General features: G+C 65.0%; 16 protein-coding genes and 1 pseudogene. 3 read left to right on the forward strand and 14 right to left on the reverse strand.

Annotation, left to right across the window (positions count from 1 at the left end):
- From ACIQ42_RS07515 to ACIQ42_RS07565, 11 genes are all read right to left on the reverse strand, one after another.
- On the reverse strand, positions 1–204 hold a 204-nt coding region (locus ACIQ42_RS07515), incomplete at its 3' end, for a YqhA family protein (protein WP_397421589.1).
- Positions 205–251: 47 nt separating this feature from the next.
- Positions 252–2,621 (reverse strand): phenylalanine--tRNA ligase subunit beta, encoded by a 2,370-nt coding sequence (pheT, locus tag ACIQ42_RS07520; RefSeq protein ID WP_397421590.1) that lies wholly within the window; start codon positions 2,619–2,621, stop codon positions 252–254.
- Positions 2,618–2,995 (reverse strand): hypothetical protein, encoded by a 378-nt coding sequence (locus ACIQ42_RS07525; RefSeq protein WP_397421591.1) that lies wholly within the window; start codon positions 2,993–2,995, stop codon positions 2,618–2,620. The genes pheT and ACIQ42_RS07525 overlap by 4 nt, the downstream gene beginning before the upstream one ends.
- Positions 2,992–3,399 (reverse strand): ASCH domain-containing protein, encoded by a 408-nt coding sequence (locus ACIQ42_RS07530; protein ID WP_397421592.1) that lies wholly within the window; start codon positions 3,397–3,399, stop codon positions 2,992–2,994. The genes ACIQ42_RS07525 and ACIQ42_RS07530 overlap by 4 nt, the downstream gene beginning before the upstream one ends.
- The gene (gene pheS / locus ACIQ42_RS07535; RefSeq protein WP_397421593.1) at positions 3,396–4,508 is read right to left on the reverse strand and encodes a phenylalanine--tRNA ligase subunit alpha; all 1,113 of its coding nucleotides are present in this window, start codon (positions 4,506–4,508) and stop codon (positions 3,396–3,398) included. Before pheS ends, ACIQ42_RS07530 begins: the two co-directional genes overlap by 4 nt.
- Before the next feature lie 114 nt (positions 4,509–4,622).
- Positions 4,623–4,979, reverse strand: coding sequence for a 50S ribosomal protein L20 (gene rplT / locus ACIQ42_RS07540; protein WP_397404630.1), 357 nt, complete (start codon positions 4,977–4,979; stop codon positions 4,623–4,625).
- Between the two features lie 13 nt (positions 4,980–4,992).
- Positions 4,993–5,196 (reverse strand): 50S ribosomal protein L35, encoded by a 204-nt coding sequence (gene rpmI / locus ACIQ42_RS07545; RefSeq protein WP_397404639.1) that lies wholly within the window; start codon positions 5,194–5,196, stop codon positions 4,993–4,995.
- Between the two features lie 139 nt (positions 5,197–5,335).
- Entirely contained in the window at positions 5,336–5,656 is a 321-nt protein-coding gene (locus ACIQ42_RS07550; protein WP_397421594.1) for a RidA family protein, read from the reverse strand.
- Between the two features lie 143 nt (positions 5,657–5,799).
- Positions 5,800–6,321 carry a translation initiation factor IF-3 gene (gene infC / locus ACIQ42_RS07555; RefSeq protein ID WP_397404626.1) on the reverse strand — a complete coding sequence of 174 codons (522 nt, stop codon included), beginning with the start codon at positions 6,319–6,321 and terminating at the stop codon, positions 5,800–5,802.
- A 108-nt stretch (positions 6,322–6,429) separates the two neighbouring features.
- Entirely contained in the window at positions 6,430–7,416 is a 987-nt protein-coding gene (locus ACIQ42_RS07560; RefSeq protein ID WP_397421595.1) for a glycosyltransferase family 9 protein, read from the reverse strand.
- Positions 7,416–8,576 (reverse strand): glycosyltransferase family 4 protein, encoded by a 1,161-nt coding sequence (locus tag ACIQ42_RS07565; RefSeq protein ID WP_397421596.1) that lies wholly within the window; start codon positions 8,574–8,576, stop codon positions 7,416–7,418. The genes ACIQ42_RS07560 and ACIQ42_RS07565 overlap by 1 nt, the downstream gene beginning before the upstream one ends.
- A gap of 45 nt (positions 8,577–8,621) precedes the next feature.
- Here ACIQ42_RS07565 and ACIQ42_RS07570 point away from each other — a divergent pair, with 45 nt between their 5' ends.
- Positions 8,622–9,380 (forward strand): alpha/beta fold hydrolase, encoded by a 759-nt coding sequence (locus ACIQ42_RS07570; RefSeq protein ID WP_397421597.1) that lies wholly within the window; start codon positions 8,622–8,624, stop codon positions 9,378–9,380.
- On the opposite strand, the gene ACIQ42_RS07575 is transcribed toward ACIQ42_RS07570, so the two are convergent.
- Together ACIQ42_RS07575 and ACIQ42_RS07580 are read right to left on the reverse strand one after the other, a co-directional pair.
- Positions 9,365–10,219, reverse strand: coding sequence for an SDR family oxidoreductase (locus tag ACIQ42_RS07575; RefSeq protein WP_397421598.1), 855 nt, complete (start codon positions 10,217–10,219; stop codon positions 9,365–9,367). The genes ACIQ42_RS07570 and ACIQ42_RS07575 overlap by 16 nt on opposite strands.
- Positions 10,220–10,222: 3 nt before the next feature.
- Entirely contained in the window at positions 10,223–11,092 is an 870-nt protein-coding gene (locus ACIQ42_RS07580) for a UTP--glucose-1-phosphate uridylyltransferase (protein ID WP_397421599.1), read from the reverse strand.
- A gap of 168 nt (positions 11,093–11,260) precedes the next feature.
- On the opposite strand from ACIQ42_RS07580, the gene ACIQ42_RS07585 reads away from it, so the two are divergent.
- Positions 11,261–11,500 (forward strand): hypothetical protein, encoded by a 240-nt coding sequence (locus ACIQ42_RS07585; RefSeq protein WP_397421600.1) that lies wholly within the window; start codon positions 11,261–11,263, stop codon positions 11,498–11,500.
- Between the two features lie 70 nt (positions 11,501–11,570).
- On the opposite strand, the gene glmS is transcribed toward ACIQ42_RS07585, so the two are convergent.
- Entirely contained in the window at positions 11,571–13,385 is a 1,815-nt protein-coding gene (gene glmS / locus ACIQ42_RS07590; RefSeq protein ID WP_397421601.1) for a glutamine--fructose-6-phosphate transaminase (isomerizing), read from the reverse strand.
- A 138-nt stretch (positions 13,386–13,523) separates the two neighbouring features.
- Between glmS and ACIQ42_RS07595 the strand changes: the two are divergent.
- Positions 13,524–14,266, forward strand: a pseudogene (locus ACIQ42_RS07595) (phosphoglucosamine mutase); the annotation flags it as partial.

Genomic DNA, 14,266 nt, shown 5'->3' on the forward strand with positions numbered 1-14,266 from the left:
TTCCTCGGGCGACATGGAGCCCAGGTGCGAGAGGTCCTTGATCGCCGCCTGCACAAACACGAAGAACAGCGCGGCGAGTGCGAAGACCAGCCCCACGTAGAAGGGCGCCATCAGCCAGCGCGACCGGAACAGCCACAGTTCCAGATAGCGCTCGGCGGCCGGTTTTCGCTTGGGCGCGCGAGGGACGACTGTGGGTTCGTTCATCAGAGAAGTTGATACCGGCTCCGTCGGACGGCGCAAGTCGTCGCCGCCTATCCCCGCAGTTTCGCCCCGACCGCCTTGTCCGCCGCCGCGACGATCCGGCCGGAGAGGCCTTCGATCTCGGCGTCAGTCAGGGTCTTCTCCCGCGGCTGCACCACCACCTCTACGGCCACGGATTTCATGCCCTCTGGCACGCCCTGGCCCTGATAGACGTCGAACACTCGCGCCTCTGCGATCAACGCCTTGTCGGCGCCCAGGATCGGTCGGATCAGGTCGCCGGCCGGTGTCCCTGCGCCCACCAGGAACGCGAAGTCGCGCCGAAGCGGCATCAAGGTGGACAGGTCCAGCGCCGCCTTGGTCTTCACACCCCGGCGCTTGGGTTCGGGGATGGCGTCCAGGTTGATCTCGAAGGCCAGCATGGGCCCCTCGGCGGCCAGCGCCTTGAGCACGCGAGGGTGCAGTTCACCGAACTCTGCGATCACCACCTTGGGGCCCAGCTGCAGCCGGGCTGAGCGGCCAGGGTGCCACCAGCCCGCGTTCTGGCCCTGCACCACCTGCAGGCCTGGCGCGCCCAGTTCATCCAGCAGCGCCAGCAGATCGCCTTTCAGGTCGAACAGCGGATCGCCCGACGTCTTCGCCCAGTGCTTGGGTGCGTGCGGAGCGATCAGGGCGGTGACCGCCGTCCACTGGTCGCCCGGCTCGTCGCCCCGGAAGTTGGGACCGACTTCGAACAGGGCTGCATCGGCAAAGCCCTTGCGGGCGTTGCGGGCCGCAGCATCGATCAGATTGCCCAGCGTCGAGGGCCGCATGGTGTCCAGGTCCGACGCGATGGGGTTGGACAGCACCAGTCTCGCATCGCCGCCGCCGAACAGCTCGGCCCATTCGCGGCGCATGAAGCTCCAGCTCACCGTCTCGGCATAGCCGCGGGCGGCCAGGGCCCGGCGGGCGTTGCGCATGCGGACCTGGCGGACGGTCAGGGCGCCGCCAGGCTGCCGGGTGATGGGCGGCAAGGGCGTGGAGGGCAGGGCGTCGAAACCTTCGATCCGGGCGATCTCTTCCACCAGGTCGGCGCGACCTTCGACGTCGCGGCGCCAGGATGGCGGGGTTACGCTGTGACTGTCGACTTCGAAGCCCAGGCGCGTGAGAATGTCATCAATCCGCGCGGCGTCGACGTCGAGGCCGGAGAGTTTCTTCACGAAGTCCCGGTCGAAGGTAATCGCCATGGGCGGCGCCGGCGGGTGACCCGTAATCTTTACGTCAGAAGCTACGCCGCCGCAGAGCTCCAGGATGAGTGATGTGGCCAGCTCCAGCCCGGGGGTCACCGAGGCGGGGTCCACGGTCCGGGCGAAGCGATACTGGGCGTCCGAGTTGATGCCGGTAGTGCGGCCGGTCTGGGCCGTCCGGATCGGGTCGAACCAGGCGCTCTCGACGAAGACATCGGTGGTCGCGTCGGAGCAGCCGGTGCTCTCGCCGCCCATCACGCCGCCGATGCCGATGGCGCCGGAGCCGTCGGCGATGACGCAGATCTCCGGGGTAACCGCGTAGGTCTTGCCGTCCAGGGCGGCGACCTGTTCACCGTCCCGGCCGAGACGGGCCTCGATAATGTCACCTTCCAATTTGGCCGCGTCATAAACATGCAGCGGTCGGGCGCGGTCGATGGAAATCAGGTTGGTCACGTCCACCAGGGCGTTGATGGGCCGCAGGCCCACTGAGATCAGCCGCCGCTGCAGCCAGGCCGGCGAGGGGCCGTTCTTCACGCCCTTGATCAGGCGGCCGGCGAAGACCGGACAGGCGTCTCCATCGACGGCGATCTCGATCGGGCAGGGATATGCCCCGGCGACCGGCGCTGTGACGTCGGGCTTCAGCGTTCCGAGCCCGGCGGCGGCCAGGTCACGGGCGATGCCGCGCACGCCCAGCCAGTCAGGTCGGTTGGGCGTCACCTCGAAGTCGATCACCGCTTCCAGGCCCAGCACCTCGGCGGCCAGGGCGCCGACGGCCAGATCACCGGACAACTCCATGATGCCGTCGGACTCTTCGGCGACCTCCAGTTCCTTCGCCGAACAAAGCATACCGTTGGAGACCACGCCGCGAACCGGCCGCGCCTCCAGCGTCACACCCGAGCCGGGCACATAGGCGCCGATGGGGGCGTAAATGGTGGTCAGGCCTGCCCGCGCGTTGGGCGCGCCGCAGACGATCTCCAGCCGGCCGTCCTTCGTATCAACCTGACAGACCCTAAGCTTGTCGGCATTGGGGTGCTGCACGGCCTCGACGATGCGGGCCACCGAGAAGGCGGCCAGCTTCGCGCCCGGGTCTTCCACATGCTCGACCTCAAGGCCGGCCATAGTCATGGCGGTGACGACCTGGTCGACCGTCGCGGTCGTGTCGAGGTGCTCCTTGAGCCAGGAGAGGGTGAATTTCATCGGTTAGCCCCGCAGAGGCATTTTGAGAGTTTAGCGAGCTGGGCGTGTTCGACCGCCACCATCAGTCTGATCTGACCCTCGATCTGAAAGGGCCAGCCTTCGATGTGGACATCGGCGGCCACATTTCCGGTCCTGTCAGCCTCGAACCGGACGCCTAACGAGGCATTGTCGCTCAGGAGGACCTGGCCCTTCAGCGTGTTATGGAGGGCGAGAAGCTCAAGGCCAGTCGCCTTCAGGTCGACTTCTGCCGTAGTCCAACGGCCTTGGAGGCCTCGGGCCTGGAACGCTGCGTTTAGGCGGCCCGCCGCAGGTGCAAGGGACAGCCAGTGCTCTCCGTTCCCGAGTTGGATCGGTTCCTTCGCCACAGCCGTCATCGCTCGGCTCCTTCGCCGACAATCTGGAGCAACCGGAAACGCTCGCACCAGAGCATCATATCCGGGTCATAGCCGCCGTTGCGGGCAAAGTAGCCGCGGTGGCCAGCTCGCCAGTCCTCAAGGTCCCGGTCGCCTTCACCCTCGGCGTGGGCGAAATCCCAGCTGACGTCACTGAACCGGACCTGCTCCAGAGACAAGGTTTCAAGCACCGCGCGTGGCCGACCGGCGCCGTCCTTGACCACCATCTGCTTCCCCACCTCGGTCTGCTGGCCGTCACGGATTGACCAGCAGGTCGCTGTCTTCGTGCCGCTCAGCACGAACGCCAGCAGCCTGTCGGCCATTTCGGGGCTGTCGCCGAACGCAAAGCTTTCAAGCGATCGCCAGTCCTGCGGCGAAGCCGTCATGACAACCCCGTCGCCGGGTTCGGCGCCTGAAAGGCCGAGAAGCCGAAGTGGTCCAGCCAGCGCACATCGCCGGCGAACATGTCGCGCAGGTCGGGCATGCCGTACTTCAGCATCCCCAGACGGTCGACGCCGAAGCCGAAGGCGAAGCCCTGCCACTCATCCGGATCGAGGCCGCAGTTGGTGAGCACGTTGGGATGGACCATCCCGCAGCCGACGATTTCCATCCAGTCGCTGCCCTGGCCGATCTTCACGTCGCCGCCCGAGCGGTCACATTTCACGTCCATCTCGGCGCTGGGCTCAGTGAACGGGAAGTGGTGCGGGCGGAACCGGGTCTCGACCAACGGGGTCTCGAAGAAGCGGCTGATGAAGGTGTCCAGGGTCCACTTGAGGTGGCCCATGTGGATGTTACGGTCGATCACCAGACCCTCGATCTGGTGGAACATCGGCGTGTGGGTGGCGTCGCTATCCGAACGATAGGTCCGTCCCGGCACAATGATGCGGATCGGCGGCGTCTGGCTCGACGCAATCCAGCCGGGCAGCTTGTGGTTCTGGCCCTGCTGCATGGCGCGGATCTGCACCGGGCTGGTGTGGGTGCGCAGCAGCTTGCGCTGGCCGGTCTCGTCCTCAGGCAACCAGAAGGTATCGTGCATCTCCCGCGCCGGGTGCTTGGGGGGAAAGTTCAGCGCCGTGAAGTTGTGGAAGTCGTCCTCGATGTCCGGGCCTTCGGCGAGCGCAAAGCCCATCTCAGCGAAGACGGCGATCATCTCGTCCATCACCTGCATGGTCGGATGCACGCGGCCGCGACGCTCGGGCGGGGGCGGCAGGGAGAGGTCGACCGTCTCTTTGGCCAGCCGCGCATCCAGTTCGGCGGTTTCCAGCGCGGCCTTGCGGTCGGCGATCGCGGCGGCGACGGCGTCGCGCAGGCCATTGATCTTCGGGCCTTCAACGCGCCGCTCATCGGGCGTCAGGCGGCCGAGGGTCTTCAACAGCTCGGAGACCGAGCCAGTCTTGCCCAGTGCTTCCACGCGGATAGCTTCCAGCGCTGCCAGATCGGCGGAGTCGGCGATGCGGGCGGTGAGGTCGGCCTGCAAGGAGGTGAGATCGGTCATGGGACAGTTGTCCTAGCTTTACGTCTTCCCGGGGTGAAGAGGGCGCAGCAAAAAGCCCTCCGGCGGTTCGGCCGGAGGGCTCTTGAAACCTTCGAGGTCTAACGACCCAAGGGCTTAAGCCAGCGCGGCGCGAACCTTGTCGGCGATGGCCTTGAACGCGACTGGATCGGCGCCGGCGATGTCGGCGAGGACCTTGCGGTCCATTTCGATCCCGGCCTGATCAAGGCCGTGAATAAACTGCGAGTAGGTGAACCCTTCGGTGCGGGCCGCAGCGTTGATGCGCTGGATCCACAGCGACCGGAACATGCGCTTGCGGACCTTGCGGTCGCGGTAGGCATACTGGCCAGCCTTGTCCACGGCCGCCTTGGCGGTGCGGATGGTGTTCTTGCGGCGCCCGTAGAAGCCCTTGGCCTGCTCGAGAACCTTCTTGTGTTTTGCGTGGGCGGTAACGCCCCTCTTAACGCGTGCCATCTGTCAGCGCTCCTCAGGAAAGGCCGTAGGGGATCCAAAGCTTGATGATCTTCGCGTCGGACGCGCTCATCACTTTGGTGCCACGGTTCTGACGGATGTACTTGGCGTTGTGGCTCAGCAGGCGGTGACGCTTGCCAGCGACGCCGGCCTTGATCTTGCCGGTCGCCGTAAGCCGGAAGCGCTTCTTCACGCCTGACTTGGTCTTCAGTTTGGGCATTTCACGTCGGGATGCGAGCACCCCGTCCTCTAGGTCGTGTTGATGAACCGCCCTGGCATGCCTTTGGGCCAGGCGGTTCCGAAGGGGCGGGTGAATACGGGAAAGGCGCGGGGAATGCAAGGTGGGGCTTGGTCGGGCTCTACGTCCCCTTGCCCACCGCAATCCCCATGACCTCGAACCGCGCCTCACCCAGCAGATGGTCGGCGCCCAGGTAGGCTCGGGCGGGCAGCGGGCCCTTGAAGTAGGACCGGTAGACCTCGTTGAAGACCTGATGGTTGGCGAGGTTGCTGGAGAACACCTGGACCCAGGCCAGATGGTCCATGGTCAGGCCGCCCGCTTCCACCGCACGCTTGATGTTGTCCATCACCCGCCTTGCGGCGTCCGCCGTTGCCCCACCGATGGCCGCGCCGCCATCGGTGGTCCCGATGATGAAGAGAGTCGCGAGCTTACGGCCGGCCATGACGGACAATCAGTAGGCACGCCATGCGCGAATTGTCGGCTCCAGCCGCAGGAGTCCCTGTCGCCGCCGCTACGCCGCCGACCGAACCGCAGAAGCAGCCGCCAAAAGGGCGACCGCACCGCGAAGTCCACAGTCTGTTTGCGCTACTTGGGCGCCAGGATCATGATCATCTGGCGGCCCTCCATACGGGGCTCGTACTCCACCTTGGCGATTGGTTCGAAGTCCGCCTTTACCTTCTGGAGCAGCTTCATGCCCAGCTCCGGGTGAGCCAGCTCGCGCCCGCGGAAGCGAAGGGTGATTTTCACCTTGTCGCCTTCTTCGAAAAAGCGGTGCATTGAGCGCTGCTTCACTTCGTAGTCGTGAACGTCGATGTTCGGGCGGAGCTTGATCTCCTTGAGTTCGACGACCTTCTGCTTCTTGCGCGCCTCGTTCTTCTTCTTCTGCTCCTGGAACTTGAACTTGCCATAGTCCAGGATCTTGCAGACGGGCGGATCGGCGTTGGGAACGATCTCCACGAGATCCAGGCCCGCTTCTTCGGCAGCCTCGATGGCTGCGGATGTGGGCATGACCCCTTGCTTCTCTCCGTGCTGGTCAATGAGCAGGACACGGGGGACGCGGATGTCTTCGTTCATACGCGGTCCGTCTTTAACGGGCGGCGTTTGCATGGGACGGCGAATAGGCAGGTCTCCGGGACTGTTAAAACGCAAAAAACGCCGGGTCGCGCGCGGCGATCCGGTCGTGCCACCAGTATATGACGAAGGGGCGCCTTCGTATCAAGGCATTGCGGACGATGAGGGGGCCAAAGAGTTTGCCGCTTGCGCCACCTGTGCCACAGGCAGGTCGGCCAGATTGTCGGCTCTGAGGATCGCCACCCGCCCCCGCGGTGCGGAAAGGGCCGGGTCGGATGCCCTGGAAAACAGCACAATCGTAGGTGCGCCGGCGGCGGCTGCCAGATGCAGGGGCCCTGTATCGTTGCCCACGGCGAGCGCCGCATTTGCGCCAAGCCGCGCCACGCTCGCAAAGTCGGTCCGTCCGGTAAGATCTCGGGCCCGGGGGGTTGTCCTCTGGATCGTATGGGCCAACTCGGCCTCCTGGGGCCCGCCGATGATCACGATGTCGAACCCCCGCGAATAGAGAATGCGGGCCAGCTCGGCGTAATGCTCTACCGGCCATCTCTTGTCGAGACGATGCGAGGCGCCGCCGGGTACGAACATCACATAAGGACGCGGACGATTGCCGCCTGACCTGGGGCGTTCCGCCGCTGCAGCCTGCAGGATCCATGACAGATCGGGCGTGGGGGCCATTCCCGGTTCTGTCGGGGCATCGTCCCAGATGCCGGCATACTTCAGTTGGTCTGCCTGGCGCTCCAGGGTGTGCATGCCGTTGCGGAGTGGATTTCCATGGGGCAGGGCGCAGCCGAATGCGATGCCTGACCATGGAGGCGGGGAGGGCCGCAGTATCTGGAAGATCCGGTTGGAGGCTGATGATGTCTGCAGGTCGTAGACGCGCGTGTAGTTCGCCGCCCTGATCCGGGAGCGTAGCGAAAGCCATGCCGACAGCCCCGCCGGGCGACCGCCGGTGTCCACGGCGTTGAAAGAGGGACAGGTTTTCGCCAGCGCCTCGAAGGGTGGTGTGGTCAGAAGGGTGATATGGGCCTTGGCGTGGGCCTGTCGGATTTTCTTCATGGCCGCCAGCGCCAGGACGAAGTCGCCCAGGGCCGAGAGCTTGATCACCAGGATGCGTTCGATGCTGCGGGCCATCAGGCGCGGGCCTCGAGAACGCGCACGTAGGTGGCAAGTGTGGCGGCGCACATGGCCTCGGCCGAGTAGAGCTGGCGCGCGCGACTGCGCCCCCGCTCTCCCATCTCGCGGCGTCCGACCGGCCCCACGTCAATGGCCCGCCCGATCGCCGCCGCCCACGCCTCAGGGTTATCGACGGGCGCCAGCCAGCCGGTCTTGCCGTCAAGAATGGTTTCGGTGACGCCCCCGTGGGCGGACGCGATGACGGTCCGGCCCATCACCTGCGGTTCCACGGCGGCGCGGCCGAACGATTCTGGGACCGTGGTGGGCAGGATGGCCAGATCGGCCAGCAGGTAAGCGGCCGGCATGTCGTCGCAATGGCCGACCACCCGGACAGTGTCCTGCAGAGAGGCTGCGCCAATCGCTGTCAGCACCTCGGCCGCGTAGCCGGTCCGACCCTGGTCGTCGCCAGCGAACACAATGCGGAAATCGTTCCGGCCCTGCGCCGCCAGTCGCCTCGCCGCCTCAACGATGGACAGGTGTCCCTTGATCCGCGTCAGCCGCCCGGCCAGCAGGATCAGCGTACGGCCATCATCCGGAAGCGCCCAGGCTTGCCGCAGGGCCGCGATCCGGTCCGGACCGACACGAGCCGGGTCGAACCGTTCCAGATCCACCCCGCGCGGGATTGTCACGAGTTTCTCTGGAGCCACCTGATGTTCGGCCAGAACATGGTCACGGGTGTAGTCGGAGTTTGCGATCACCAGGTCGCCGCGGGTCATGACGCCATTGTACCAGCGCTTCAGCCCGGATTGCGACTTGTAGACCCCATGGTAGGTGGCGACGAAGGGCGTGCGCGTTACATGAGCCGCCCACAGAGCCGAAAACGCCGGGGCGCGACTTCGCGCGTGCACGATCGAGACGTTTTCCTGACGGATCAGCGCCACCAGCCGCGCGGCGTTACCAAGCATGGTGAGCGGGTTCTTTGTGTGGACCGGCATCTGCGCCAGGCGGCCGCCATCGGCCTCCAGCCGCGCTGTCATGCGCCCGCCCCGCGTAGCGACCAGCGCGGTTCCGCCGGCGCGGACCACAGCGTGAGCTACGTCGATGGTGCTTTGCTCGGCACCGCCGGTTTCAAGCTCGGGGACAACCTGCAGCAGTGTGAAATCAGGGGGTAACGACACGGCCTCTCTCTAAACCGAGTTGCCCGGTTCTGCTAAGGGGGCTGGATGAGCGAGGTCAGTGGATTTCTGGAACGTCCGGACGGGCAGCGACTGGCCTGGCGACGCGTAGCGGGATTCGGCCCCACGGTGGTCTGGATGGGCGGGTTTCGGTCAGAGATGAGTGGAACCAAGGCGCAGGCATTGGCTGACTGGGCGGCGGCGGGTGGCCGGGCGTTTCTGCGGTTCGACTACTTCGGGCACGGGGAGTCGTCCGGCGCCTTCGTAGATGGAACCATCAGTCGTTGGCGCGATGATGCGCTGGCCATGCTGGATGATCTCACCACCGGAGACCTTGTGCTGGTGGGCTCGTCCATGGGCGGATGGATTGCTTGTCTGGCGGCCATCGCCAGGCCGGAGCGTGTCAGGGCCCTGGTGCTGATCGCGCCGGCGGCGGACTTTACCGAAAGGCTCATGTCCCGGGATATCCCGGAAGATGGTCGGGCGGCGCTGGATGCCGACGGTGTCTGGATGAGGCCGTCACAGTACGGCGATCCCTATCCGATCAGTCGGGCTTTGCTGGAAGACGGTGCGCGCTGGTCGATCCTGGATGGCGCGCCAGTCCCGATCAGTGTCCCGGTCCGCATCCTTCAAGGCGGCCTGGACCCGGATGTGCCGTGGCACCACGCGCTGGAACTGGCAGAGAGTCTGGCCGGGTCGGACGTCGTGTTCTCTCTTATCCGGGACGGCGATCACCGCCTGTCGCGACCGCAGGACATTGAACGCCTGCTGACCACACTGGAGGAATGCCTTCAGCCACCCGCCTGAAGGATCGCGGTCAGGCCCTCGCGGTAGGTCGGATAGTCGGGCCGCCACCCGAGTTCGGCCTTCGCCCGGGCGTTTGAGACGCGCTTGCTTTCCGCATAGAAGCGCCGTGCGACAGGCGCGAGATTGGCGTCTTCGAGCATGATCGGTGGCGGCGGCTCCAGACCCAACAGGCCCGCCGCATAGACCACTACGTCGCTATTCGGCGCCGGCTCGTCATCACAAAGATTGTAGATGCCTCCGGGGCGAGGCCGGGCAATGGAGGCGCTGATCCCGGCTGCGAGGTCGTCGACGTGAATGCGGGAGAAGATCTGATCCGGAGCGATGATCCGGCGGGCACGACCCTCCCTGACACGATCAAGTGTCGAACGCCCCGCGCCATAGATGCCGGGCAGGCGGAAGATCGTTACGGCGCGCCCCGAGCGATCGCCGAGCTCCAGCCAGCGCTGCTCTGCCGCTACGCGGCGCTGTCCTTCAGCGAACCCGGCGGCCAATGGGCTAGCTTCCGTGACCCAGCGGCCTCTGCGATCGCCGTAAACGCCGGTGGTTGATAGATAGCCGAGCCAGTTGGCCCCGGGCGTCTCCAAAGCATGTTCAAGCACCGCCAGGCCAGGGCAGCCTTTCTGTCCGGGCGGCGGCGTAATCAGGATCGCATCTGCGGCGGTCGCCGCGGCTTCGACGGCGCAGGTGTCGGTCAGGTCGAGAGGACGGCCGCCGTCCGCCTCGATTTCAGCCCGGGTCTCCGGGTTTCGAAAGGTTGCAGTGAACGTCCATCCAGAGGCGGCGAGGCGCTTCGCCGCAGCCCGACCCGAGAATCCATAGCCGAACACAAACAGGCGCAAGGGCTAAAGCAGCTCCCGGATCGCCTGCCGGGCCGCATCAGCCAGTTCCGGCCGCGCCAACGCGAAGGCGACGTTCGCCCGCAGGAGCCCAAGTTTGTCGCCGCAGTCGTAGGTGGTTCCTTCGTACTCCAGCGCGTGGAAATCCTGTGTCTTCATCAGATTGAACATGCCGTCGGTGAGCTGGATCTCCCCGCCCGCGCCGCGATCCTGGGACTCCAGGATCTGGAAGATCTCCGGCTGGAGGACGTAGCGGCCCGAGATGAAGAGGTTGGAAGGCTCCGTCCCAGGCGCGGGCTTCTCGACCATGCCGGTCATGCGATTCAAACGACCTTCCTGCCCTTCCAGCGCGACGATGCCGTACTTGTGGGCTTCGCCCGCCGGGGCGGGTTCGACCACCACGATGTTGCCGCCGACCTGTTCATAAGCGCTCACTGCCTGCGCCAGGGCCGCAGTGCGGGCCATCATCAGCATATCCGGCAACATCACGGCGAAGGGCTCGTCGCCGATCACGTCGCGGGCGCACCAGACCGCATGCCCGAGCCCCAGGGGCGCCATCTGGCGGATGAAACTCATCTGGCCCGGCTGTGGAAGGTCACGGCGGACGTCCGCAAGGATATCCAGCTTGCCTTTGGCCTCAAGGATGCCCTCGATCTCCGGGTTCGCATCGAAGTAGTCCTCGATAGCGCCCTGGCCGCGTCCGACGATGAAGACAAAGTGTTCGATTCCGGCGGCCCGGGCTTCCTCAACCACATAGGACAGGATCGGCCGGTCGACGACATTCAACAGGTTCTTGGGGGTAGTTTTGGCGCCCGGAAGCACCCGGGTCCCTAGCCCGGCCACCGGCAAGACGGCTTTGCGAACACGTGCGCCCATGATGTTTCTATCCCTTCTGCGCCGAACTCCGGCGCTTTTGCCTAAAGTGCTGCGCGGCATCTAGCCCACACTTTTTGACAGCTTGGCCGTGATCACGATTTTGAGATCACAGCAGCCTGTGTAGGGTTGTGTGTTCCCGGGGATTCGCCCCAAGGGGAGCCAACTCAAATGAAGCTTCGTATTGCTACCGTTGCCGCTGTCGGCGTCATGGCCTTGAGCCTGGCTGCCTGCGCAAAGAAAGAAGAAGCCCCGGCCGCCGAAGCCCCGGCCGCTGAAGCCGCTGCTCCGGCTGCTGACGCCATGGCCGCTACGCCTCCGGCAGATGCTGCTGCTGTGCCTGCTGCGGACGCCGCTGCCGCTCCGGCCGCCGACGCTGCTGCGCCTGCCGAGGCGCCCGCCGCAAAGTAAGCGGTCCAGTTTCGAACAAAATCCGGGAACGGCCGCGCCTCAGGTGCGGCCGTTTTCTTTTGGCGATCGGCTATTCGACCGTGACGGATTTCGCAAGATTTCGGGGCTGATCCACATCGGCGCCTTTATGAACCGCCACGTAGTAGGCCAACAGCTGGATCGGCGGCGAATAGACCAGCGGTGCGATGAAGGGGTCGCAGGCGGGTCCGACTATGACCTTCATATCCGGCGAGGCATGTTTCGCCCCCTCGGCGTCCGTGATCAGGATGATCGGGCCACCTCGCGCAGCCACCTCGCTCATGTTGGCCAGGGTCTTTTCCATCAGAGGATCGCTGGGGGCGATAACGATGGTAGGCGTCGCCTCGTCGATCAGGGCGATGGGTCCGTGTTTCAGCTCGCCAGCCGCATAACCTTCTGCATGTATATAACTGATTTCCTTGAGTTTTAGCGCCCCCTCCAGCGCCAATGGGAACATTGGCCCCCGGCCCAGGTACAGAACATCCCGAGCGCGCGCCAGTTCGGGAGCCAGCTTACGGATCGCATCCTCGGTCAAGGCGGCCTCCGCCATCAGGCGCGGCGCCTCCAGCATGACCTGGACCAACCGCTGCTCCTCGGTCGCATCGATCCGCCCGCGGGCCCGGGCCGCGGCCACCGCCAGAGCGGTCAGCACGCTGACCTGCGCGGTGAAGGCCTTGGTCGAAGCGACCCCGATCTCGACTCCGCAGTGGATTGGCCACACCACGTCGACCTCGCGGGCCATGGTGGATCCCACCGCATTGACCACCGCGGCGCTTCTCATGCCCTTGGCCTGGCAATAGCGTAGGGCCGCCAGGGTATCGGCTGTCTCGCCAGACTGCGACATCGCAATGACCAAAGAGCCCGCGTTCAGCGCCGGTTCCCGATAGCGGAACTCCGAGGCCACCTCCACGTCGACCGGCAGGCCGGCCAGCCGCTCGATAAGGTACTTGCCAAGCAGACCTGCGTAGTACGCTGTGCCGCATCCAACGATCTGGATCCGGTCCAGCTTGGCGAACTCGATCCCGCCCGGGATGGCGGTACGGCCGGTCAGTGTGTCGACATAGGCCGCGATCGTGCGCTGGCAGCCTTCGGGCTGGTCATGGATTTCCTTCTCCATGAAGTGCCGATAGTTGCCCTTCTCCATGAGTGTTGCGGACTGGGCCACCGTTTGCACTGCGCGCGTCACCGGCTTGCCGGCCTCATTGAATACCCGTGCGGACTTGTGGTCGATGATCACAAAGTCGCCGTCTTCCAGATAAGCGATCCGGTTTGTGAACGGCCCAACTGCCAGGGCGTCAGACCCGAGGAACATCTCCCCCTGTCCATAGCCCACAATCAATGGCGGACCTCGGCGCGTTCCCATCAGCAGGTCGGGCTCGCCAGCGATCATCACGACGAGAGCGAAAGCCCCGCGTACCCGATCGAGAGTCGCCTTGAAGGCCTCTGCCGGAGACTTGTTGGTAAGTTCGACATCCAGCAGGTGGGCCACCACCTCTGTGTCGGTATCCGTCTCGAAGATGTGGCCGGCAGCCTGCAGCTCGGCCTTGAGTTCTCCGAAGTTTTCGATGATGCCGTTGTGCACCAGGGTCACACGGCCGGCGCGGTGTGGGTGGGCATTGCCCTCGGTGGGAGGGCCGTGGGTGGCCCAACGGGTATGGCCGATGCCCACAGTAGCTTCCAGCGGGTCACCAGCCAGCACCGCCTCAAGGTTCTTCAGTTTGCCGGCGGCGCGTCGGCGCTCAACGCCATTTCCAGTGAATCCGGCAATGCCTGCCGAATCGTAACCCCGGTACTCGAGCCGCTTGAGGCTCTCGATCAGCCGGTCCTGTACGGAGGAGGTCCCAACAATGCCGATAATGCCGCACATAGGGCCGAGACTTTCTCTATAGTCGGGCGAGACCTGACTGGTTTCGCGCCTGATAAGGCGGCTTTAGCATCCGATGGACTACCGTCGATTAAATCTCCGTTTCGGATCGTTTCCAGATCCCCATCCGACGAGCAAACCATGAGCGATCGCACCTATTTCGGCACGGACGGCATTCGCGGCCAGGCCAATAGCCATCCCATGACCGCCGAGGTCGCGCTCCGCGTTGGCATGGCAGCCGGCAAGGTCTTCAAGTCAGAGGATGATCGGCGGCATCTTGTGGTGATCGGCAAGGACACCCGGTTGTCCGGTTACATGGTGGAACCGGCGCTGGTCGCCGGTTTCGCCAGCGTGGGTATGGACGTTCGGCTCCTGGGTCCGATGCCAACGCCGGGCGTCGCGATGATGACCCGTTCGTTGAGGGCTGATCTCGGCGTCATGATTTCAGCCTCTCACAACGCCTATGTCGACAATGGCATCAAGCTCTTCGGTCCGGACGGCTACAAGCTTTCCGACGACAAGGAGCTGCAGATCGAAGCCCTTATGGATCAAGGGCTGGCCGAGGGACTGGCGCCGCCAACCGCTCTGGGTCGCGTGGCCCGGGTTGACGATTCGCAGGCGCGCTATGTGGAAATCGCCAAGGCCACCTTTCCTAGGCGCCTCAGCCTCTCTGGTCTGCGTGTCGTGATCGATTGCGCCAACGGCGCGGCCTACAAGGTGGCGCCGGTCGTGCTCTATGAACTGGGCGCGGACGTGATCAAGGTGGGCGTCGATCCCAACGGCACCAATATCAACGCCGATTGTGGATCCACTCATCCTGCCGCGATGGTCCAGGCGGTCCGGGAGTTTCGTGCTGACATTGGTATCGCCCTGGACGGTGACGC

It is taken from the genome of Phenylobacterium sp. (assembly GCF_044372605.1).
GTDB lineage: Bacteria > Pseudomonadota > Alphaproteobacteria > Caulobacterales > Caulobacteraceae > Phenylobacterium.

What these genes read in the sequence shown, in the direction of transcription:
- pheT (WP_397421590.1), bottom strand. Translation starts at nt 2,621, where the DNA reads ATGAAATTCACCCTCTCCTGGCTCAAGGAGCACCTCGACACGACCGCG.
- ACIQ42_RS07525 (WP_397421591.1), bottom strand. Translation starts at nt 2,995, where the DNA reads ATGACGGCTGTGGCGAAGGAACCGATCCAACTCGGGAACGGAGAGCAC.
- ACIQ42_RS07530 (WP_397421592.1), bottom strand. Translation starts at nt 3,399, where the DNA reads ATGACGGCTTCGCCGCAGGACTGGCGATCGCTTGAAAGCTTTGCGTTC.
- pheS (WP_397421593.1), bottom strand. Translation starts at nt 4,508, where the DNA reads ATGACCGATCTCACCTCCTTGCAGGCCGACCTCACCGCCCGCATCGCC.
- rplT (WP_397404630.1), bottom strand. Translation starts at nt 4,979, where the DNA reads ATGGCACGCGTTAAGAGGGGCGTTACCGCCCACGCAAAACACAAGAAG.
- rpmI (WP_397404639.1), bottom strand. Translation starts at nt 5,196, where the DNA reads ATGCCCAAACTGAAGACCAAGTCAGGCGTGAAGAAGCGCTTCCGGCTT.
- ACIQ42_RS07550 (WP_397421594.1), bottom strand. Translation starts at nt 5,656, where the DNA reads ATGGCCGGCCGTAAGCTCGCGACTCTCTTCATCATCGGGACCACCGAT.
- infC (WP_397404626.1), bottom strand. Translation starts at nt 6,321, where the DNA reads ATGCAAACGCCGCCCGTTAAAGACGGACCGCGTATGAACGAAGACATC.
- ACIQ42_RS07560 (WP_397421595.1), bottom strand. Translation starts at nt 7,416, where the DNA reads ATGGCCCGCAGCATCGAACGCATCCTGGTGATCAAGCTCTCGGCCCTG.
- ACIQ42_RS07570 (WP_397421597.1), top strand. Translation starts at nt 8,622, where the DNA reads ATGAGCGAGGTCAGTGGATTTCTGGAACGTCCGGACGGGCAGCGACTG.
- ACIQ42_RS07580 (WP_397421599.1), bottom strand. Translation starts at nt 11,092, where the DNA reads ATGGGCGCACGTGTTCGCAAAGCCGTCTTGCCGGTGGCCGGGCTAGGG.
- ACIQ42_RS07585 (WP_397421600.1), top strand. Translation starts at nt 11,261, where the DNA reads ATGAAGCTTCGTATTGCTACCGTTGCCGCTGTCGGCGTCATGGCCTTG.
- glmS (WP_397421601.1), bottom strand. Translation starts at nt 13,385, where the DNA reads ATGTGCGGCATTATCGGCATTGTTGGGACCTCCTCCGTACAGGACCGG.